This is a genomic window from Methylibium rhizosphaerae (genome assembly GCF_006386545.1).
GTDB lineage: Bacteria > Pseudomonadota > Gammaproteobacteria > Burkholderiales > Burkholderiaceae_C > Pseudorivibacter > Pseudorivibacter rhizosphaerae.
Window position 1 is genome coordinate 1 of sequence record NZ_SWAR01000002.1, and the last position, 16,113, is coordinate 16,113.

At 67.9% G+C, this 16,113-nt stretch carries 19 protein-coding genes; 9 read left to right on the top strand and 10 right to left on the bottom strand.

Features of this window, described 5'->3' with window-relative positions:
• Nucleotides 1-150: 150 nt before the first annotated feature.
• Genes E8D38_RS01300 through argB form a run of 6 tightly spaced genes read right to left on the bottom strand, consistent with a single transcriptional unit; the run spans nt 151 to nt 4,695 of the window.
• Nucleotides 151-1,035, bottom strand: a complete 885-nt coding sequence (locus tag E8D38_RS01300) for an ATP-binding protein (RefSeq protein WP_140625923.1) — start codon at nt 1,033-1,035, stop codon at nt 151-153.
• Nucleotides 1,036-1,079: 44 nt separating this feature from the next.
• Nucleotides 1,080-1,727 carry a ligase-associated DNA damage response endonuclease PdeM gene (gene pdeM, locus E8D38_RS01305; protein ID WP_140625924.1) on the bottom strand — a complete coding sequence of 216 codons (648 nt, stop codon included), beginning with the start codon at nt 1,725-1,727 and terminating at the stop codon, nt 1,080-1,082.
• A gap of 7 nt (nt 1,728-1,734) precedes the next feature.
• Complete coding sequence (slmA, locus tag E8D38_RS01310) at nt 1,735-2,349, bottom strand: nucleoid occlusion factor SlmA (RefSeq protein WP_246099317.1); 615 nt, start codon at nt 2,347-2,349, stop codon at nt 1,735-1,737.
• A gap of 50 nt (nt 2,350-2,399) precedes the next feature.
• Entirely contained in the window at nt 2,400-3,080 is a 681-nt protein-coding gene (locus E8D38_RS01315) for a pyrimidine 5'-nucleotidase (protein WP_140625925.1), read from the bottom strand.
• Nucleotides 3,077-3,763, bottom strand: a complete 687-nt coding sequence (locus E8D38_RS01320; RefSeq protein ID WP_140625926.1) for a Dph6-related ATP pyrophosphatase — start codon at nt 3,761-3,763, stop codon at nt 3,077-3,079. Before E8D38_RS01320 ends, E8D38_RS01315 begins: the two co-directional genes overlap by 4 nt.
• Complete coding sequence (gene argB, locus E8D38_RS01325; RefSeq protein ID WP_140625927.1) at nt 3,763-4,695, bottom strand: acetylglutamate kinase; 933 nt, start codon at nt 4,693-4,695, stop codon at nt 3,763-3,765. The genes E8D38_RS01320 and argB overlap by 1 nt, the downstream gene beginning before the upstream one ends.
• Before the next feature lie 179 nt (nt 4,696-4,874).
• On the opposite strand from argB, the gene E8D38_RS01330 reads away from it, so the two are divergent.
• Nucleotides 4,875-5,342 (top strand): DUF411 domain-containing protein, encoded by a 468-nt coding sequence (locus E8D38_RS01330; RefSeq protein ID WP_140625928.1) that lies wholly within the window; start codon nt 4,875-4,877, stop codon nt 5,340-5,342.
• Between the two features lie 59 nt (nt 5,343-5,401).
• The gene (locus E8D38_RS01335; RefSeq protein WP_140625929.1) at nt 5,402-5,689 is read left to right on the top strand and encodes a copper-binding protein; all 288 of its coding nucleotides are present in this window, start codon (nt 5,402-5,404) and stop codon (nt 5,687-5,689) included.
• Between the two features lie 4 nt (nt 5,690-5,693).
• Here E8D38_RS01335 and E8D38_RS01340 read toward each other — a convergent pair whose 3' ends face one another.
• On the bottom strand, nt 5,694-6,134 hold the full coding sequence (locus E8D38_RS01340; protein ID WP_140625930.1) for a Cd(II)/Pb(II)-responsive transcriptional regulator: 441 nt from the start codon (nt 6,132-6,134) through the stop codon (nt 5,694-5,696).
• A 99-nt stretch (nt 6,135-6,233) separates the two neighbouring features.
• Between E8D38_RS01340 and E8D38_RS01345 the strand changes: the two genes are divergently transcribed.
• Entirely contained in the window at nt 6,234-6,893 is a 660-nt protein-coding gene (locus tag E8D38_RS01345) for a cation efflux transmembrane domain-containing protein (RefSeq protein WP_140625931.1), read from the top strand.
• On the opposite strand, the gene E8D38_RS01350 is transcribed toward E8D38_RS01345, so the two are convergent.
• The gene (locus E8D38_RS01350; RefSeq protein ID WP_140625932.1) at nt 6,884-8,890 is read right to left on the bottom strand and encodes an SDR family oxidoreductase; all 2,007 of its coding nucleotides are present in this window, start codon (nt 8,888-8,890) and stop codon (nt 6,884-6,886) included. The two genes, E8D38_RS01345 and E8D38_RS01350, sit on opposite strands and share 10 nt — an antisense overlap.
• Before the next feature lie 206 nt (nt 8,891-9,096).
• On the opposite strand from E8D38_RS01350, the gene E8D38_RS01355 reads away from it, so the two are divergent.
• On the top strand, nt 9,097-9,636 hold the full coding sequence (locus E8D38_RS01355; protein WP_140625933.1) for a phasin family protein: 540 nt from the start codon (nt 9,097-9,099) through the stop codon (nt 9,634-9,636).
• 63 nt (nt 9,637-9,699) lie between these two features.
• Here E8D38_RS01355 and E8D38_RS01360 read toward each other — a convergent pair whose 3' ends face one another.
• On the bottom strand, nt 9,700-10,137 hold the full coding sequence (locus E8D38_RS01360; RefSeq protein ID WP_140625934.1) for a hypothetical protein: 438 nt from the start codon (nt 10,135-10,137) through the stop codon (nt 9,700-9,702).
• A 175-nt stretch (nt 10,138-10,312) separates the two neighbouring features.
• Between E8D38_RS01360 and E8D38_RS01365 the strand changes: the two genes are divergently transcribed.
• Together E8D38_RS01365 and E8D38_RS01370 are read left to right on the top strand one after the other, a co-directional pair.
• Nucleotides 10,313-11,266, top strand: a complete 954-nt coding sequence (locus E8D38_RS01365; RefSeq protein ID WP_140625935.1) for a class I SAM-dependent methyltransferase — start codon at nt 10,313-10,315, stop codon at nt 11,264-11,266.
• Nucleotides 11,267-11,314: 48 nt separating this feature from the next.
• Nucleotides 11,315-12,538 (top strand): patatin-like phospholipase family protein, encoded by a 1,224-nt coding sequence (locus E8D38_RS01370; protein WP_140625936.1) that lies wholly within the window; start codon nt 11,315-11,317, stop codon nt 12,536-12,538.
• A 7-nt stretch (nt 12,539-12,545) separates the two neighbouring features.
• Here E8D38_RS01370 and E8D38_RS01375 read toward each other — a convergent pair whose 3' ends face one another.
• Complete coding sequence (locus tag E8D38_RS01375) at nt 12,546-13,022, bottom strand: YqaA family protein (RefSeq protein ID WP_140625937.1); 477 nt, start codon at nt 13,020-13,022, stop codon at nt 12,546-12,548.
• Nucleotides 13,023-13,139: 117 nt separating this feature from the next.
• Here E8D38_RS01375 and dusB point away from each other — a divergent pair, with 117 nt between their 5' ends.
• The 3 genes from dusB to purH all read left to right on the top strand — a co-directional run bounded on the left by dusB (nt 13,140) and on the right by purH (nt 16,105).
• Nucleotides 13,140-14,180 carry a tRNA dihydrouridine synthase DusB gene (dusB, locus tag E8D38_RS01380; RefSeq protein ID WP_140625938.1) on the top strand — a complete coding sequence of 347 codons (1,041 nt, stop codon included), beginning with the start codon at nt 13,140-13,142 and terminating at the stop codon, nt 14,178-14,180.
• A gap of 31 nt (nt 14,181-14,211) precedes the next feature.
• A complete protein-coding gene (locus E8D38_RS01385; protein ID WP_140625939.1) occupies nt 14,212-14,448 on the top strand; it encodes a Fis family transcriptional regulator in 237 nt (78 codons plus the stop codon).
• Nucleotides 14,449-14,533: 85 nt separating this feature from the next.
• The gene (gene purH / locus E8D38_RS01390) at nt 14,534-16,105 is read left to right on the top strand and encodes a bifunctional phosphoribosylaminoimidazolecarboxamide formyltransferase/IMP cyclohydrolase (RefSeq protein WP_140625940.1); all 1,572 of its coding nucleotides are present in this window, start codon (nt 14,534-14,536) and stop codon (nt 16,103-16,105) included.
• Nucleotides 16,106-16,113: the final 8 nt, after the last annotated feature.

Consider the following 16,113-nt stretch of genomic DNA (forward strand, 5'->3'; position numbering starts at 1 on the left):
GGGCCGGCTTGGGAGCGGCCCGGCGCTCGGCCCGCAAAGATGTCTGCCCCTCGTCCGGCGGGTACGCCGGCCGATCCCCCGGGGGGATGCGGGCCGGCTTGGGAGCGGCCCGGCGCTCGGCCCTCGACATCCAGGTTGACACAGGGTGTCTCATGCGTGACGCCCCGCGTAGTCGCGCGCGAACTGGTAGGCCACCCGGCCGGAGCGCGAGCCGCGTTCGAGCGCCCAGACCAGCGCTTCGGGCCGGGCGGCCGCGATGGCCTCTTCGCTCACGCCGAAGCTGCGCAGCCACTGTGCCGCGATGGTGAGGTATTCCTCCTGGCTGAACGGATAGAAGCTGATCCACAGGCCGAAGCGTTCGGACAGCGAGATCTTCTCTTCCACCACCTCGCCGGGGTGCACTTCGCCGTCGTCGGTGTGCTGGTAGGTGAGGTTCTCGCGCATGTACTCGGGCAGCAGGTGCCGGCGGTTCGACGTGGCGACGATCAGGACGTTGTCGCTGGCCTGGGCCACCGAGCCGTCGAGGATGGACTTGAGCGCCTTGTAGCCGGGCTCGCCTTCGTCGAAGCTCAGGTCGTCGCAGAACACGATGAAGCGCTCCGGCCGCGGCGCCACCAGGTCGACGATGTCGTGCAGGTCCACCAGGTCGCTCTTGTCCACTTCGATGAGGCGCAGGCCTTGCAGCGCGAACTCGTTGAGGCAGGCCTTCACCAGCGACGACTTGCCGGTGCCGCGGGCCCCGGTGAGCAGCACGTTGTTGGCGCTGCGGCCGGCCACGAACTGCTGCAGGTTGCGGGTGAGCCGGTCCTTCTGCGGATCCACCTCCTTCAGGTCGGCCAGGTGGATGGTGGCCACGTGCCGCACCGGCTCGAGCCAGCCGCCTTGCAGCAGGCCGCTGCGGCGGCGGTAGCGGAAGGCGATGGAGGCGGCCCAGTCGGGCGCCCGAACCGGCTGCGAGTCCGGCCCGGGCAGCAGGCCGTCCAGGCGCTGCAGCAGCGTCTCGGCACGCTGCAGGAGTTGATCGACGGAAGACATGGTTCGCGAGTTTAGTGGGCGGGTGACGGGCCCGGCCGGCCCGGTCACGGCAGGCGGACCACCTGGCCTTCGGCCACCGCGTACACCTGGTCGCCTTCTGCAGGGCGAATGGGGTGCATGCCGGTGAATTCGCCGAACGCGGGCAGCACGCCGACGGCCTCGCCGAACCAGAAGCACGGCAGCCGCAGCCGATCGAACGCCCGCCCTCCCACACTCACGCACGGATGCCAGTGACCGGCCAGCACATAGGCGCCCGGCAGGGCGCGAGGGTGGTGGCACAGCGCGAAGCCGCCCAGCGGCAACGGCTCGTCCACCACGCAAAACCCCAGCGCCGGCGGCGGGTCTCCGGCACGGTCGTCATGGTTGCCGCGCACCAGCGTCAGCGCCAGTTGCGGCTGCTCACGCCGCCACTGCGCCAGCGCGGCGAGCGTGGATGCGGCATGCGAATGCTCGGAATGGAGAAAGTCGCCGAGAAAGACCACCTGCTGCGCCCCGGTGGCCCGTGCCAGCGCCGACACGCGCGTCAGCCCTGCCGTGGTGGTGCCCCGCGGCACCGGCACGCCGAGCTTGCGAAACGACACCGCCTTGCCGACGTGCGCGTCGGCAATCAGCAGGCAGCGTTCGTCGGGCAGGTAGGCGGCCTTGTCGGCCAGCAGCACGAGCGGCCGTCCGGCCAGCTCGATCTCGACCATCTGGCTCTCAGTGGATCAACTGGCGCAATGATGCTTCCAGATGCTCGGTGGGCAGGCGCTTGAAGCCGGAGCGGGCATAGCGCTGCAGGCGACCGAGCGCGAAGCTCGTGAGCACCGAGGCCAGCGCCTGCGAATCGACCGTCGGGGTCTGCGAGCCGCCGGCTTCGGCCGCGGTGCGCAGGCTCTGGCGGAACTGCGACTCGAGCCGGTCGAAGAACTGGTTCATGCGCGCCGACAGGCGCTCGTTCTCGAACACCAGCGCGTCACCGACCATCACACGGGTCATGCCGGGGTTCTTTTCACCGAACTGCAGCAGCACGGTGAGCATCTTCTGCGCTTGCGCGGCCCCATCGCCTTCACGCTCGGCGATCTGGTTGACCAGCGTGAACACGCTGCTCTCGATGAACTCGATGAGCCCCTCGAACATCTGCGCCTTGCTGGCGAAATGGCGGTACAGCGCCGCCTCGCTCACCTCGAGCTTGGCGGCCAGCGCGGCGGTGGTGATGCGTTCGGCACCCGGCTGCTCGAGCATGTGCGCGAGCGTCTGCAGGATCTGGATGCGGCGTTCACCGGGCTTGGGCCGCTTGCGACCCGAGCTCTCCTCGGTGGTGCCGTTGGGGATGGCCGTTGCCTCTTCGGCCGCTGCGGCGGTGGTTTCTTGGGGCAGTGTGTTCACAGCGCGCGTAACTTTTGTAGCGAGCGGATTCTCGCACGGCAGTATGGTGGCCGACGTCGCAGGTAAACACCAACTTCCGGACCGTGAACGTTGCGTGCGACATACCGCTGCATCCAGACACTGTGCATTCCTACACGCTTGGCGGCTTTCTGATGCGCCAGCGTGTCTTCCACCAGCACGCAGCGCGCGGCCGGCAGCCCGAGCCGCGCCAGCACCATGCGGAACATCCGCGCATCAGGCTTGGGACGCAGCTGGCCGAACATGCGCATGCCCTCGATGCTGATCACGCCGTCGAAATGCACGGCCAGGCCGAGTGCGGTGAGCACGCGCCGGGTATAGGCGGCCGGGGCGTTGGTCAGCACGTACTTGCGGCCGGCGAGACGCCTGAGTGCGGCGCGGTCATGGGCATGGCTGCGCAGCCTGGCCTCCAGCTCCGGCAGGCGGTGGGTGTGCTCCAGGAAATGCGCGGCGCGGATGCCGTGGTGGCGCTCCAGCCCCAGCAGCGTGGCGCCGTAGCGCTGCCAGTAGTGGCGGCGCAGAAAGTCGGCTTCGTCGTGGGGCAGGGCCAGCTCGCGGGCGATGTAGTCGTTCATCGCGCCGTCGAGCATCGAGAAGGCCGAACACGACGCGTCGTGCAGGGTGTTGTCGAGGTCGAACAGCCACACCCTCGGCTTCATGCCGGCACCAGCTCTGCGCTGAAGTAGTGGCCGGGTGCCGGCGACTCGAACCGCAACTCGTGGACGGCCGCCACGCGGTGCGCCACCGGCTGCAGGAAGCGCGGGCCGTCGAACACGAAGGTGTGGAACTCGCCGTTTTCGCCGCAGGCGTCCACCCCTTCGGGCAGGCGTGAGAGGAAGGCCTGGCCGTATTCGGCGCCGCAGAAGCTTGCGTCCAGCCAGCGGGCGTCCACGCACACCACCCGCGCCCGGAAGCCCAGGTCGATCACCTGTTGCGCCAGCGCGCGACGGTCCTGCTGCCACAGCGGCAGCAAGGCCGAGAGGCCCGCTGCAGCACAGACCTTCTCTTCCCAGTCGCGGTGCGGCTGCAGGTCGATGTCGCCGAACACGCCGCAGGTCAGCCCCTGGGCCGCGAATCGCCGCAGCTGGTCGACGAACACCGCTTCGTAGTCGCGCCAGGAGGCGCTGCGCATCACCAACGGAATGCCGAGCGCCGCGGCCTGCGCGGCCATCAGCTCGCGGGAGATGGCATGCGAGCGCGAACGCTCGCCGGTTTCGTCGTACATGGCAAGCAGCGCCTCGACCCGCACGCCCGCATCGAGCGCGCGGTGCAAGGCGAGCACGGAGTCCTTGCCGCCGCTCCAGGAGAAGAACGCCCGGGTCTGCGCAACCGGGGGCGCCATCAGTGCGAACGGATCATGGTCCCGTAGGCCTGATCGGTGAGGATCTCCAGCAGCATGGCGTGCGGCACTCGGCCGTCGATGATGTGGACGGCGTTCACGCCGCTCTTGGCCGCGTCGAGCGCGGAAGAGATCTTGGGCAGCATGCCGCCGGAGATGGTGCCGTCGGCGAACAGCTCGTCGATCTCGCGGGCCGACAGGTTGGTGAGCAGCTTGCCGGACTTGTCGAGCACGCCGGGCGTGTTGGTCAGCAGCATCAGCTTCTCGGCCTTCAGCACCTCGGCCAGCTTGCCGGCCACCACGTCGGCATTGATGTTGTAGCTCTCGTTGTTCTCGCCGAAGCCGATGGGGCTGATGACCGGGATGAACTGGTCGTCCTGCAGCGCCTTCACCACGCTCGGGTCGATGGAGACGATGTCGCCGACCTGGCCGACGTCGTGTTCCTTGGCGGGGTCGTCCTTGTCGCGCAGCTTGAGCTTGCGCGCGCGGATCATGCCGCCGTCGCGGCCGGTGAGGCCCACGGCCTTGCCGCCCACCGCATTGATGAGGCCCACGATGTCCTGCTGGACCTCGCCGCCCAGCACCCACTCGACCACTTCCATGGTCTCCTCGTCGGTGACCCGCATGCCCTGGATGAAGGTGCCCTTCTTGCCGATGCGGGCAAGCGCCTCGTCGATCTGCGGGCCGCCGCCGTGCACCACCACCGGGTTCATGCCCACCAGCTTGAGCAGCACGATGTCCTCGGCGAAGTCTTGCTGCAGCTCAGGGTCCGTCATGGCATTGCCGCCATACTTGATGACCAGCGTGCGCCCATGGAACTTGCGGATGTAGGGCAGCGCCTGCGACAGGATCTCGGCTTTCTCGCGCGGCGCGATGTGCGTCACGTCGGCACCGTGGTGGGCGGCAAGGGAACCAGCAGGGGGCTCGGTTTTCATGGGAAGGCCTTCTGTGAAAACGCAGCGATGATGAAGGTGGAAGATGCACGTGAAATGCTGCGCTGCATTGTAGATAGACGTATCGGTGCGGCATGCGAACGGAACCCCGCCCGCACCCGCCGGGTTCGAATCGCAGGCGTCAACCGGAGTGCCGCGCCAACCATTGAAAGAACCACGCCATGAATCACTCTCACGACCGTCGCCGCTGGCTGCTCTGCGCCGTGGCGCTTGCGGTGGCCGGCCCGGCCGCCGCGCAAGGCGACTCCCGCCCGCTGGTCGAGGTCTGGAAGTCGCCCACCTGCGGATGCTGCAAGGACTGGGTGGCGCACCTCGAAGCCAACGGCTTTGGCGTGCGCGTCCATGACGAAGGCAACACCAATGCGCGTGCGGCATTGCGCATGCCCATGAAGTACGGCTCCTGCCACACCGCCAAGGTGGGCGGCTATGCCATCGAGGGCCATGTGCCGGCACGCGAGATCAAGCGACTGCTGAGGGAGCGCCCGGCCGCCATCGGCCTGGCGGTGCCCGGCATGCCGGTCGGCTCGCCTGGCATGGACGGCCCCGACTACGGCGACCGCAAGGATCCCTACGACGTGCTGCTGGTCCAGGCCGAAGGCAAGACGAGCGTCTACCAGTCCTACCGCTGACGGTTGAAACGCAGGCGGCCGCACCCACCCTCAGATCCCCGAGACTCAAGGAGCCCACGATGAAATCGACCCTGAAACGCCTGGCCATTGCTGCAGCCGTCGCGCTCTCGCTGCCCGCGCTGGCGCAAACCGCCGAAGGCGAGGTGCGCAAGATCGACAAGGGGGCCAGGAAGATCACGCTCAAGCATGGCGAAATCAAGAGCCTCGACATGCCGGCCATGACCATGGCCTACCAGGTCAAGGACGCCGCCCTGCTCGACAAGGTGAAGGAAGGCGACAAGGTGCGTTTCACCGCCGACAAGGTCGGCGGCACCTACACCGTCACCTCCATCGAAGCGGCCCGCTGAGCCTTCACTGGCTGTGCACGCCGCGCACAGCGGGCGATGCGGGTGCATCGCCCTGCGGCTGTGACAGCGCCAGCACGATGCCGCACACCTCCTGCGGGCTGGCATGGCTGCAGGCCTGCTGCAGCAGTTCGAGCTGGCGCTCCAGCGTCTTCAGCGATGCCAGCCGCTCTCGCACGTGGCCCAGGTGCTCGGCCACCACCCCGTCCACCCTGGAGCAGTCGGCGCCCGGCTGGTCGATGTAGTCGAGCAGCACGCGCACCTCGGGCAGGCTCATGTCGAGCGCCCGGCAGTTGCGGATGAAGCGCAGGCGCTGCAGGGCCGCGTCGCCGTAGCTGCGGTAGTTGTTCGCCCCGCGCGACGCGGGCGGCAGCAGGCCTGCCTTCTCGTAGTAGCGCACCGTGTCCACGTCCATGCCCGCGGCCTGCGCCAGCTCGCCGATTCGCATTTGCGCCTCCTGATGACCCTGGTCACTGTAGCGGCTTGACCCTGGAGCGACTCCCGGGTTTTCAATGCGGGCATCGCAAGCACAGGAGGAACCCCTTTCATGTCCGGCCATCACGACCATTGCCACGACCACGGCTGCAGCGCGCCGGTCGCCGACAGCCCGCGCTACCGACGGGTGTTGTGGGCGGCGCTGTTGGTCAACGCCGCCATGTTCGTCGTCGAAGTGGCCGGCGGCCTGAGTTCCGGCTCGGTGTCGCTGCTGGCCGATGCGCTGGACTTCGCCGGCGACGCGGCCAACTACGGCATTTCACTCGCAGTGCTCGGCATGGCGCTGGCGTGGCGCTCGCGGGCGGCCGTCGTGAAGGCCCTGTCGATGGGCGCCTTCGGCGTGCTGGTGCTGGGGCGCGCCGCCTGGGCCGCCCTGGGCGGGGTGCCTCCGGAGCCGGTCACGATGGGTGTGGTGGCGGTGCTGGCGCTGGCAGCCAACGTCGGCGTGGCCTGGATGCTCTATGCCTTCCGCGAAGGCGACGCCAACATGCGTTCGGTGTGGCTGTGCAGCCGCAACGACGCGATCGGCAACGTGGCGGTGATGGGCGCCGCGCTCGGGGTGTTCGGCACCGGCACGGTGTGGCCCGACGTGCTGGTGGCCGCGGTGATGGCGCTGCTGGCGCTGTCGGCCACGGTGACGGTGTTGCGCCTGGCGCGGCGGGAGCTGGCGGACGATGCCGCCCGCCAGCAGCTCCCGGCGCGTCAGAAGTGAATGCCCCGCATCATCTGCTGCAGCGCGATGGCCTCGGGTGACAGGTTCGGCTTGGCGCTCTTGTCGCCCTTGGCCGCATCGCTGTCGGGGAACATGCGGAAGCTGGTGTTCATGACGATCTGCGCGACACGCGGCACCAGCGCATGCAGCAGCTGGCCGGTGATGCCCAGCCGCGTGGCGATGCGCACCGGCTTGTAGACGCAGGCCTGCGCGATCAGGTCGGCGGCCTCCTCGGGCGCCAGCGTCGGCACGTTGTTGTAGATCTTGGTGGGCGCGATCATCGGCGTGCGCACCAGCGGCATGTTGATGGTGGTGAAGGTCACGCCCACGTCGGCGAACTCGCTGGCGGCGCAGCGCGTCCAGGCGTCGAGCGCGGCCTTGCTGGCCACGTAGGCCGAAAAGCGCGGCGCATTGGTCAGCACGCCGATGGAGCTGATGTTCACCACGTGGCCGCGCTTCTTGGCCACCATGCCGGGCAGCAGCCCCATCGTGATGCGCAGGCAGCCGAAGTAGTTGAGCTGCATCGTGCGCTCGTAGTCGTGGAAGCGGTCGTAGCTCGACTCGATGGCGCGCCGGATGGACCGGCCAGCGTTGTTGATGAGGAAGTCCACGCCGCCGAACTCGCGCTCCAGCCAGGCCACCAGTTCGTTGCAGCTCTGCTCGTTGGCGATGTCGGCCGAGTAGGTGTGGACCTTCGCGTCCTTGCCGGCGAAGTCGAGGATCTCCCTCTTCGCCTCGGCCAGCTTGTCTTCGTCGCGTGCACAGATCACCGTCACCGCGCCGGCCTCGGCGAACTTCTTGGCTGCGGCCAGGCCGATGCCCGACGAGCCGCCCGTCACCAGCACCACCTTGCCGCCGGCGGTGCCCTTGAGCGACCGGTCGATGAAGAGGTCCGGGTCGAGGTGGCGCTCCCAGTAGTCCCACAGGCGCCAGGCGTAGTCGTTCAGGCTGGGGCATTCGATGCCCGAGCCCTTCAGTGCCGCCAGCGTGTCGCGGCAGTCGAAGCGGGTCGGGTAGTTCACGAAGGTCAGCATGTCGTCGGGCAGGCCCAGGTCCTTCATGACCGCGTTGCGCACGCGGCGCACCGGCGCCAGCGCCATCAGCCCCTTCTTCACGCTCTTCGGGATGAAGCCCAGCAGCGCCGCGTTGATGAACAGGTTCATCTTCGGCGCGTGCGCAGCCTTCGAGAAGATGTCGAGCACGTCGCCCACGCGGTAGCCCACCGGATCCACCAGGTGGAAGCAGCGCTTGTTGAGCTCGGCCTTGCCGGCCGGCAGGTGGCTGATGTGGTCGAGCGCATTGACGACGAAGTCGACCGGCACGATGTTGACGCGCCCGCCTTCGAGGCCCACCGAGGGCATCCACGGCGGCAGCAGCTGCCGCATGCGCTGGATCAGCTTGAAGAAGTAGTAGGGCCCGTCGATCTTGTCCATCTCGCCGGTGGTGGAGTCGCCCACCACCATGGCCGGGCGGTACACGGTCCAGGGCACCTTGCATTCCTTGCGCACGATCTTCTCGGACTCGTGCTTGGTCATGAAGTACGGGTGGTCCAGGCCCTCCGCCTCGTCGAACATGTCTTCGCGGAACACGCCTTCATAGAGGCCCGCCGCGGCAATGGAGCTCACATGGTGGAAGTGCCCGGCCTCGATGGCCTTGGCGAACTCGACCACGTTGCGCGTGCCTTCGATGTTGACCTGCACCTGCGACTCTTCGTCGGCCTTGAGGTCGTAGACCGCCGCCAGGTGGTACACCGAGTCGATCTGGCCCTTGAGCTGCTTGATGTCGTCGGCCGACACGCCGAGCTTGCGGGTGGTGAGGTCGCCGAACACCGGACATGCGCGGTTCTTGCCGACGCCCCAGAACTGCAGCAGCTCGGCCACCTTGCTCTCGCTTTCGGGTCGCAGCAGGAAGTAGACGACCGAGCCGCGCCGCTCGAGCAGCTTCTTGACGAGCCTCTTGCCGATGAAGCCAGTGGCGCCGGTGACGAAATACTGCATGCGGTCCTCCAGTGATGATCTGTCTTGTGGATCGGCGGATTCTTCACGATCTGTTGCGGCGCAGCGCTGCGCGCTTTCCCGAAGGTACCCATAGAGGGTGTGCCCTAGAGAATTAGGCTGTCGTTTCTATCGACGCTTTTTATAGTTCACGCTCACGGAGCGCCGAGGTGGCGCCTTCCGGTGCACACCCTGAAGGAACGCAGAACATGGTCAAGAAGCTCCAGAAGCTGGCAGAAAAGAAAACCGCCTCGGCCGGCGGTCTGCTCGACAGCCAATTCGCCGGCACCGTGAAGGACTCCGCCCAGCAGATCTGGCTGGCCGGCCTGGGGGCGTTTGCCAAGGCGCAGGAAGAAGGCGGCAAGGTGTTCGAAGCGCTGGTGAAGGAAGGCGTGTCGATCCAGCGCAAGACGCAGGCCGTCGCCGAAGAAAAGATCGGCGAGGTGACCAGCCGCATGACCAACCTGGCGGGCGACGTGCAGAACAAGGCCGGCAAGCAGTGGGACAAGCTCGAGTCCATCTTCGAGGAGCGGGTGGCGCGCGCAATGGGCAAGCTCGGCGTGCCGTCCAGCAAGGACGTCGACGCCCTGATCAAGCGCATCGACGAACTGAGCGCCCAGGTGGCCAAGCTCTCGGGCGGCAAGGCGCCCGCGGCCAAGAAGGCTGCCCGCACCACCACTGCGGCCAAGACCAATGGCGCTGCCAAGCCGGCGGCCAAGCGCAGCACCGCGCGCGGCAAGGCGGCCTGAGCACGCTGTCCGTTCGCAACGCAAAGGGGCGCGAAAGCGCCCCTTCCCTTTTGGCGCGGCCCTTCAGGATCGGGTCGCCGCCGAAACGAAGTACTTCTTCAGCAGCACCGGTGTCAGCTCGAAGACGCCTGCCGAGAAGGTGGCGGTGAAGCACACCTCGCTCGGCTTGTCCGGGTTGGCCAGCAGCGCCACGAACAACCAATCGGCGCCCGGGCGACGCCACAGCAGCAGGTGCGACGGCGCAAAGCCGTCGGCCTGCAGCGCCGGATAGCGCTGCTGCATCGCGACAGTGACCTGCAGGCGGTCGCCGGCATCGAGCAGCGCGCTGTTCTGGCCGATGCTGAACTCGATGGCGTCGTGGCTCACGCAGCTTTCGATGCGCGCATGCGTGCCGCCCTTGTCGAAGATGCGCGGCAGCTCCTGCGCCGTCACCGCCGCAGGCGACAACGCCGCCGCCGCCGCAAGGGCCGCCAGCCGGACATGGCACACGCTCATCTTCATGCGCGCGAGCATGCACCCAAACGGCACCGTCCGCAGCCTCGGCCCTGCCCCTGTTGCGGCAGCCGCTCGGACGTAAGACTTTGATAACACCGCGGCACAAGCACCGCGCGACTCCTAAAGTGCCTTGCTGCAGCGCAAGAAAACGGGCTGCGCCATCACGCCAAGGAGGCTGCCGATGAACGCCTGCTGCCCCATCTGCGAAGCCAGCACTTACCAGTACCTGTTCAAGGTGCTGCCGCAGTGCGAACACGGCAGCATCGTGCGGTGCAGCCGGTGCGCGCACTGCTACAGCCTGCTGGCCGCCAACGTGGATGCCGCCGCCTTGTACAGCGACGAGGTCTATCAGGTGGTCGAGAACCGCCAGTCGATCTTCGACCGCATCCTCAACTGGGAATACGGCCACGTGCTCGAGCAGCTGGCACGGCTGCGCCCGGCGAAGGGGCGGCTGCTCGACTTCGGCGGCGGCAAGGGCAAGTTCGGCTGGCTGGCGCGCGAGGCCGGCTGGGACCCGCGCTGCGTGGAAACCTCGACCGCCCGTGCCGCCTATGCCCGCGAGGTGTACGGCCTCGACGTGGACACGAACTTCTACGAGCGCGGCCCGCTGTTCGGCGGTCATTTCGACGTGGTGACACTGTTCCACGTGCTGGAGCACCTGCCGCATCCGCAGGCGCTGCTGGGCGAGCTGGTCGCCGCCAACCTCAAGCCCGACGGCCTGCTCGTCATCGAAGTGCCCAACATCAGCAGCTGGCAGGCGCGGCTGGCCGGCAACCGCTGGATGCACCTCGACGTGCCGCGCCATATCCAGCATTTCTCGCCGCAGCGGCTCGCGCGACTGCTGGGCGACATGGGCTTCCGGCCGGTCAGGACCACCTACGCCTCGGTGCACCTGGGCGTGCTGGGCATGCTCGACAGCCTGATGAAGCGCTTCGGCTACGGCGGCAACATCATCTACGAGCTGAAGAACCGCAGGACGCCCGCACTGATGGCCAAGGTCGCGCTGGCGCTGCCGTTCGCGGCGCTGCTCGAGGGGCTGGCATCGATGGCCGGCAAGGGGGGCGTGATCCGCATGTACCTCGTGCGGACCCAGATCCAGGAGCCCGGGTCCCGGGAAAGCACGCACGCGTTCTAGACCGCCCGCTCAACGGCAGACCGAGGGCCGCGACCTACACTGGCCCGCATGCCTTCCAAGCCCAGAAGCACCGGCCCTCGCATCGGACTCGCCCTTGCCGGCGGCGGCCCGCTGGGCGCCATCTACGAGATCGGCGCGTTGTGCGCCCTCGAGGAAGCCATCGACGGACTGCAGTTCAACGCCTGCGAGGGCTATGTGGGCGTGTCGGCCGGCGGCTTCGTCGCCGCGGGCCTTGCCAACGGCATGACGCCGCGCGAGCTGTGCCAGTCGTTCATCGAGAACGAAGGCCCGAGCCGCGACGTGTTCGACCCGGCCGCGCTGATGCGGCCGGCCTGGAACGAATACGCAAGCCGCCTGTGGAAGCTGCCCGGGCTGCTGGTGGGCGCAGGCCTCGACTACGCCTTCGGCCTGGCCTCCCGGGGTGCCGTGCTCAACCAGCTCGGCCGCGCCGTGCCCACTGGCCTGTTCACGAACGATGCGGTGCATGAACGCCTGTCACGGGTGTTCTCCGCGCCGGGCCGCACCAATGACTTCCGCCGGCTGAAGAAGCGACTCGTGCTGGTGGCGGTGGACCTCGACACCGGCGAGGCGGCGCCCTTCGGCACGCCCGGCCATGACGACGTACCCATCTCGGTGGCGGTGCAGGCCAGCGCGGCACTGCCGGGGCTGTTTCCGCCGGTGCAGATCGGCGGGCGCCACTATGTGGACGGTGCCCTGCGCAAGACGCTGCATGCCTCGGTGCTGCTCGAGCAAGGGCTCGATCTGCTGTTCTGCCTCAATCCGCTGGTGCCTTACGACGGCAGCGAGGCGCCGCGCCGCCACGACGAACCGCGCCACAAGGGCGCGGTCGACCGGCTGGTCGACGGCGGACTGCCGCAGGTGCTGTCGCAGACCTTCCGGGCCATCATCCGTTCGCGCATGGAGCTCGGCATGAAGGGCTACGAGCGCCAGTACCCCGGCACCGACATCCTGCTGTTCGAGCCGGAGCCGGGCGACGCGAAGATCTTCTTCACCAACCCGTTCAGCTACTCGCAGCGCCGCTGGCTGGCCGAACACGCCTACCAGGAGACGCGCCGCATGCTGCAGGCGCGGCGCGGCGCGATCCAGGCCACCCTGGCCCGGCACGGGCTGTCGCTCAACGGCACGGTGGTCGACGACCCGCGGCGCTCGCTGGTCGATCCGCGGCCGCGCCCTGTGGGTCGCGCGAACCAGGCGCTGCGCCGGCTCGAGACGGTGCTCGACGACCTGGAACACCGCCTGGCGCCGGCCTGAGCAGTAGTCACAGCCCGCCGGGAAAGAACCACAGCAGCACGGCCGTCATGGTGAGGTAGCGGGCGAACTTGCCGATCGCCATGTACACCACGCACGGCCAGAACGGCAGGCGCAGCCAGCCGGCCACCGCGCACAGCGGATCGCCCACCAGCGGCAGCCACGCCAGCAGGCAGGCCTTGGCCCCGAAGCGCTCGAGCCACTTCAGCGCACGTGCCTCCACGTGCTTGTGGGTCACGCGCTCGTAGGCGCGCTCGATGCCGTAGCCCATCCAGTAGCTGATCGCGCCGCCCACGGTGTTGCCGGCGGTGGCCACCAGCACCGCCGGCCAGAAGAGGTCGGGGTTGAGCGTGATCAGCCCGTACACCGCCGGCTCCGAGCCGATGGGCAACAAGGTCGCAGACACCAGCGCCACCACGAACACGGTGGACAAGCCGTATTGGGGCAGCGACAGCATCGCGAGCAGCGACTCGATCCATGCTTCCATCGGCGCGCATTATTGGCGCAGCAGCCGTTCGCGACACGCCGGCGCGGTCGATCCCAACCGCTATACTCTGCCTCCTTTTTCAGCACCGCCTTCTCGGGCCACTCCCCGTTTCGACCCATGCGCATCGGCCCGTTCGAGCTGCCCAACCGATTGTTCGTGGCGCCCATGGCAGGCGTGACGGACCGGCCGTTCCGCCAGCTGTGCAAGCGGCTCGGAGCGGGCTATGCAGTGAGCGAGATGGTGACGTCGCGACGCGACCTGTGGACGAGCCTCAAGACCTCGCGCCGGGCCAACCACGACGGAGAGGCCGCACCCATCGCGGTGCAGATCGCCGGCACCGAGCCGATCATGATGGCCGAGGCCGCGGTCTACAACATCGAGCGTGGCGCGCAGATCATCGACATCAACATGGGCTGCCCGGCCAAGAAGGTGTGCAACAAGTGGGCCGGCTCCGCGCTGATGCAGGACGAGGACCTCGCGCTGCGCATCGTCGATGCCGTGGTCACCGCGAGCGCGCCGCACGGCGTGCCGGTCACCTTGAAGATGCGCACCGGCTGGTGCCAGCAGCACAAGAACGCGGTCAGCATCGCGCGGGCCGCCGAAAGCGCCGGCGTGGCAATGCTCACCGTGCACGGGCGCACCCGCGAGCAGGGCTACAAGGGCCAGGCCGAGTACGACACCATCGCCGCGGTGAAGGCCGCGGTGGCCGTGCCGGTGGTGGCCAACGGCGACATCACCTCGTCCGAGAAGGCACGCGAAGTGCTGGCCGCCACCAGGGCCGATGCGGTGATGATCGGCCGCGCAGCACAGGGGCGGCCGTGGATCTTCCGCGAGATCGCGCACTTCCTCGACACCGGCCGGCACCTCGAAGCGCCGGCCGTGGCCGAGGTGCGCGACCTGCTGGTCGAGCACCTGCACGACCACTATGGGCTCTACGGCGAATTCACCGGCGTGCGCACGGCGCGCAAGCACATCGGCTGGTATGTGCGCGGCCTGCCGGGCGGTGAAGTCTTCCGGGCCCGCATGAACACGCTGGAAAGCAGCACGACCCAACTGGCCGCCGTGGTCGAGTACTTCGACGCGCTGGCCGAACGACACGAGCGCCTGCCCACGACGCAGGAGCTGGACATGAACCTTCTCGATCAAGAAGCCGCATGAATAACGAAACGCAAGTCCATCTGGAGCAGGCATGAGCAAGAAGCACATCGAAGAGTGCCTGCGTGACAGCCTCGAGGTCTATTTCAAGGACCTGCGCGGCGCCGAGCCGCATTCCATGTACGACATGATCCTCAAGACCGTCGAGAAGCCGCTGCTCGACGTGGTGATGCAGCACGCCGACGGCAATCAGTCGCGCGCCGCCGAATGGCTGGGCATCAACCGCAACACGCTGCGGCGCAAGCTCGTCGAGCACAAACTCATCAAATAGTGATCTGTGACTGGTGACTGGTGGCCAGAGATGGCTCACTGTCTTCGCCAGTCGCGCGTCACCAGGCACCGTCACTGGAATTGAAATGACCACCGCCCTCCTCTCCGTTTCCGACAAGACCGGCATCGTCGAATTCGCACAGGCGTTGCACGCCGCCGGCGTGAAGCTGCTGTCCACCGGCGGCACCGCCAAGCTGCTGGCCGACAAGGGCCTGCCGGTCACCGAGGTGTCCGAGGTGACCGGCTTTCCCGAGATGCTCGACGGCCGCGTGAAGACGCTGCACCCGCGCATCCACGGCGGCCTGCTGGCGCGCCGCGACCTGCCGCAGCACATGGCCGCGCTGAAGGAGCACGGCATCGGGACCATCGACATCCTGGTGGTGAACCTCTACCCGTTCGCGCAGGCCACCGCGCGTCCCGACTGCACGCTCGAAGACGCGATCGAGAACATCGACATCGGCGGCCCGGCCATGCTGCGCGCGGCGGCCAAGAACTGGCAGGACGTGGCGGTGGTGATCGACCCGACCGACTACGAGCGCGTGCTGTCCGAGCTGAAGGCGGGCAGGATCGAGCGCAACACCAAGTTCATGCTGGCCAGGAAGGTGTACGCGCACACCGCGGCCTACGACGGCATGATCACCAACTACCTCACAGCGCTCGAAGAAGGCGCAGAGCAGCGCACCGCCGACGTGCCCGCGCGCAACGAGTATCCGGCCGTCTACAACCTGCAGCTCGTGAAGACGCAGGACATGCGCTATGGCGAGAACCCGCACCAGAGCGCCGCGTTCTACCGCGACGTGAAGCCGGTCGGCGGCAGCCTCGCGCACTACCGCCAGCTGCAGGGCAAGGAGCTGTCGTACAACAACATCGCCGACGCCGACGCGGCCTGGGAATGCGTGAAGACCTTCGACGCGCCGGCCTGCGTGATCATCAAGCATGCCAACCCCTGCGGCGTGGCCGTGGGCGGCACGGCGGCCGAGGCCTACGGCAAGGCCTTCAAGACCGACCCGACCTCTGCCTTCGGCGGCATCATCGCCTTCAACCAGCCGCTCGACAAAGCCGCCGCCGAGCTGGTGGCCAGGCAGTTCGTCGAGGTGCTCATCGCCCCGAGCATCACCGCAGAGGCGCGCGCGGTGTTCGCCGCCAAGCAGAACGTGCGCCTCCTCGAGGTGCCGCTGGGCAGCACCCCCAACCCGATGGACTTCAAGCGGGTGGGCGGCGGCATGCTGCTGCAGTCCGCCGACGCGAAGAACGTGGCGGCCAGCGAGCTGCGCGTGGTGACGAAGCAGCAACCCTCGCACGAGCAGATGCAGGACCTGCTGTTCGCCTGGAAGGTCGCCAAGTACGTGAAGAGCAATGCCATCGTGTTCTGTGCCGGCGGCATGACGCTCGGCGTGGGCGCGGGGCAGATGAGCCGCATCGACTCGGCGCGCATCGCCTCCATCAAGGCCGAGAATGCCGGCCTGTCGCTCAAGGGCTCGGCGGTCGCCAGCGACGCGTTCTTCCCGTTCCGCGACGGCCTCGACGTCGTGTGCGACGCCGGCGCCACCTGCGTGATCCAGCCGGGCGGCAGCATGCGCGACGACGAGGTCATTGCGGCCGCCGACGAACGCGGCATCGCCATGGTGCTCACCGGCACCCGCCACTTCAGGCACTGACCACGAGA

Bases quoted from the DNA above. Each gene is read 5' to 3' on its own strand.
- E8D38_RS01300 (WP_140625923.1), bottom strand. From the start codon at position 1,035: ATGTCTTCCGTCGATCAACTCCTGCAGCGTGCCGAGACGCTGCTGCAG.
- pdeM (WP_140625924.1), bottom strand. From the start codon at position 1,727: ATGGTCGAGATCGAGCTGGCCGGACGGCCGCTCGTGCTGCTGGCCGAC.
- E8D38_RS01315 (WP_140625925.1), bottom strand. From the start codon at position 3,080: ATGAAGCCGAGGGTGTGGCTGTTCGACCTCGACAACACCCTGCACGAC.
- E8D38_RS01320 (WP_140625926.1), bottom strand. From the start codon at position 3,763: ATGGCGCCCCCGGTTGCGCAGACCCGGGCGTTCTTCTCCTGGAGCGGC.
- argB (WP_140625927.1), bottom strand. From the start codon at position 4,695: ATGAAAACCGAGCCCCCTGCTGGTTCCCTTGCCGCCCACCACGGTGCC.
- E8D38_RS01330 (WP_140625928.1), top strand. From the start codon at position 4,875: ATGAATCACTCTCACGACCGTCGCCGCTGGCTGCTCTGCGCCGTGGCG.
- E8D38_RS01335 (WP_140625929.1), top strand. From the start codon at position 5,402: ATGAAATCGACCCTGAAACGCCTGGCCATTGCTGCAGCCGTCGCGCTC.
- E8D38_RS01340 (WP_140625930.1), bottom strand. From the start codon at position 6,134: ATGCGAATCGGCGAGCTGGCGCAGGCCGCGGGCATGGACGTGGACACG.
- E8D38_RS01345 (WP_140625931.1), top strand. From the start codon at position 6,234: ATGTCCGGCCATCACGACCATTGCCACGACCACGGCTGCAGCGCGCCG.
- E8D38_RS01350 (WP_140625932.1), bottom strand. From the start codon at position 8,890: ATGCAGTATTTCGTCACCGGCGCCACTGGCTTCATCGGCAAGAGGCTC.
- E8D38_RS01355 (WP_140625933.1), top strand. From the start codon at position 9,097: ATGGTCAAGAAGCTCCAGAAGCTGGCAGAAAAGAAAACCGCCTCGGCC.
- E8D38_RS01360 (WP_140625934.1), bottom strand. From the start codon at position 10,137: ATGAAGATGAGCGTGTGCCATGTCCGGCTGGCGGCCCTTGCGGCGGCG.
- E8D38_RS01365 (WP_140625935.1), top strand. From the start codon at position 10,313: ATGAACGCCTGCTGCCCCATCTGCGAAGCCAGCACTTACCAGTACCTG.
- E8D38_RS01370 (WP_140625936.1), top strand. From the start codon at position 11,315: ATGCCTTCCAAGCCCAGAAGCACCGGCCCTCGCATCGGACTCGCCCTT.
- E8D38_RS01375 (WP_140625937.1), bottom strand. From the start codon at position 13,022: ATGGAAGCATGGATCGAGTCGCTGCTCGCGATGCTGTCGCTGCCCCAA.
- dusB (WP_140625938.1), top strand. From the start codon at position 13,140: ATGCGCATCGGCCCGTTCGAGCTGCCCAACCGATTGTTCGTGGCGCCC.
- E8D38_RS01385 (WP_140625939.1), top strand. From the start codon at position 14,212: ATGAGCAAGAAGCACATCGAAGAGTGCCTGCGTGACAGCCTCGAGGTC.
- purH (WP_140625940.1), top strand. From the start codon at position 14,534: ATGACCACCGCCCTCCTCTCCGTTTCCGACAAGACCGGCATCGTCGAA.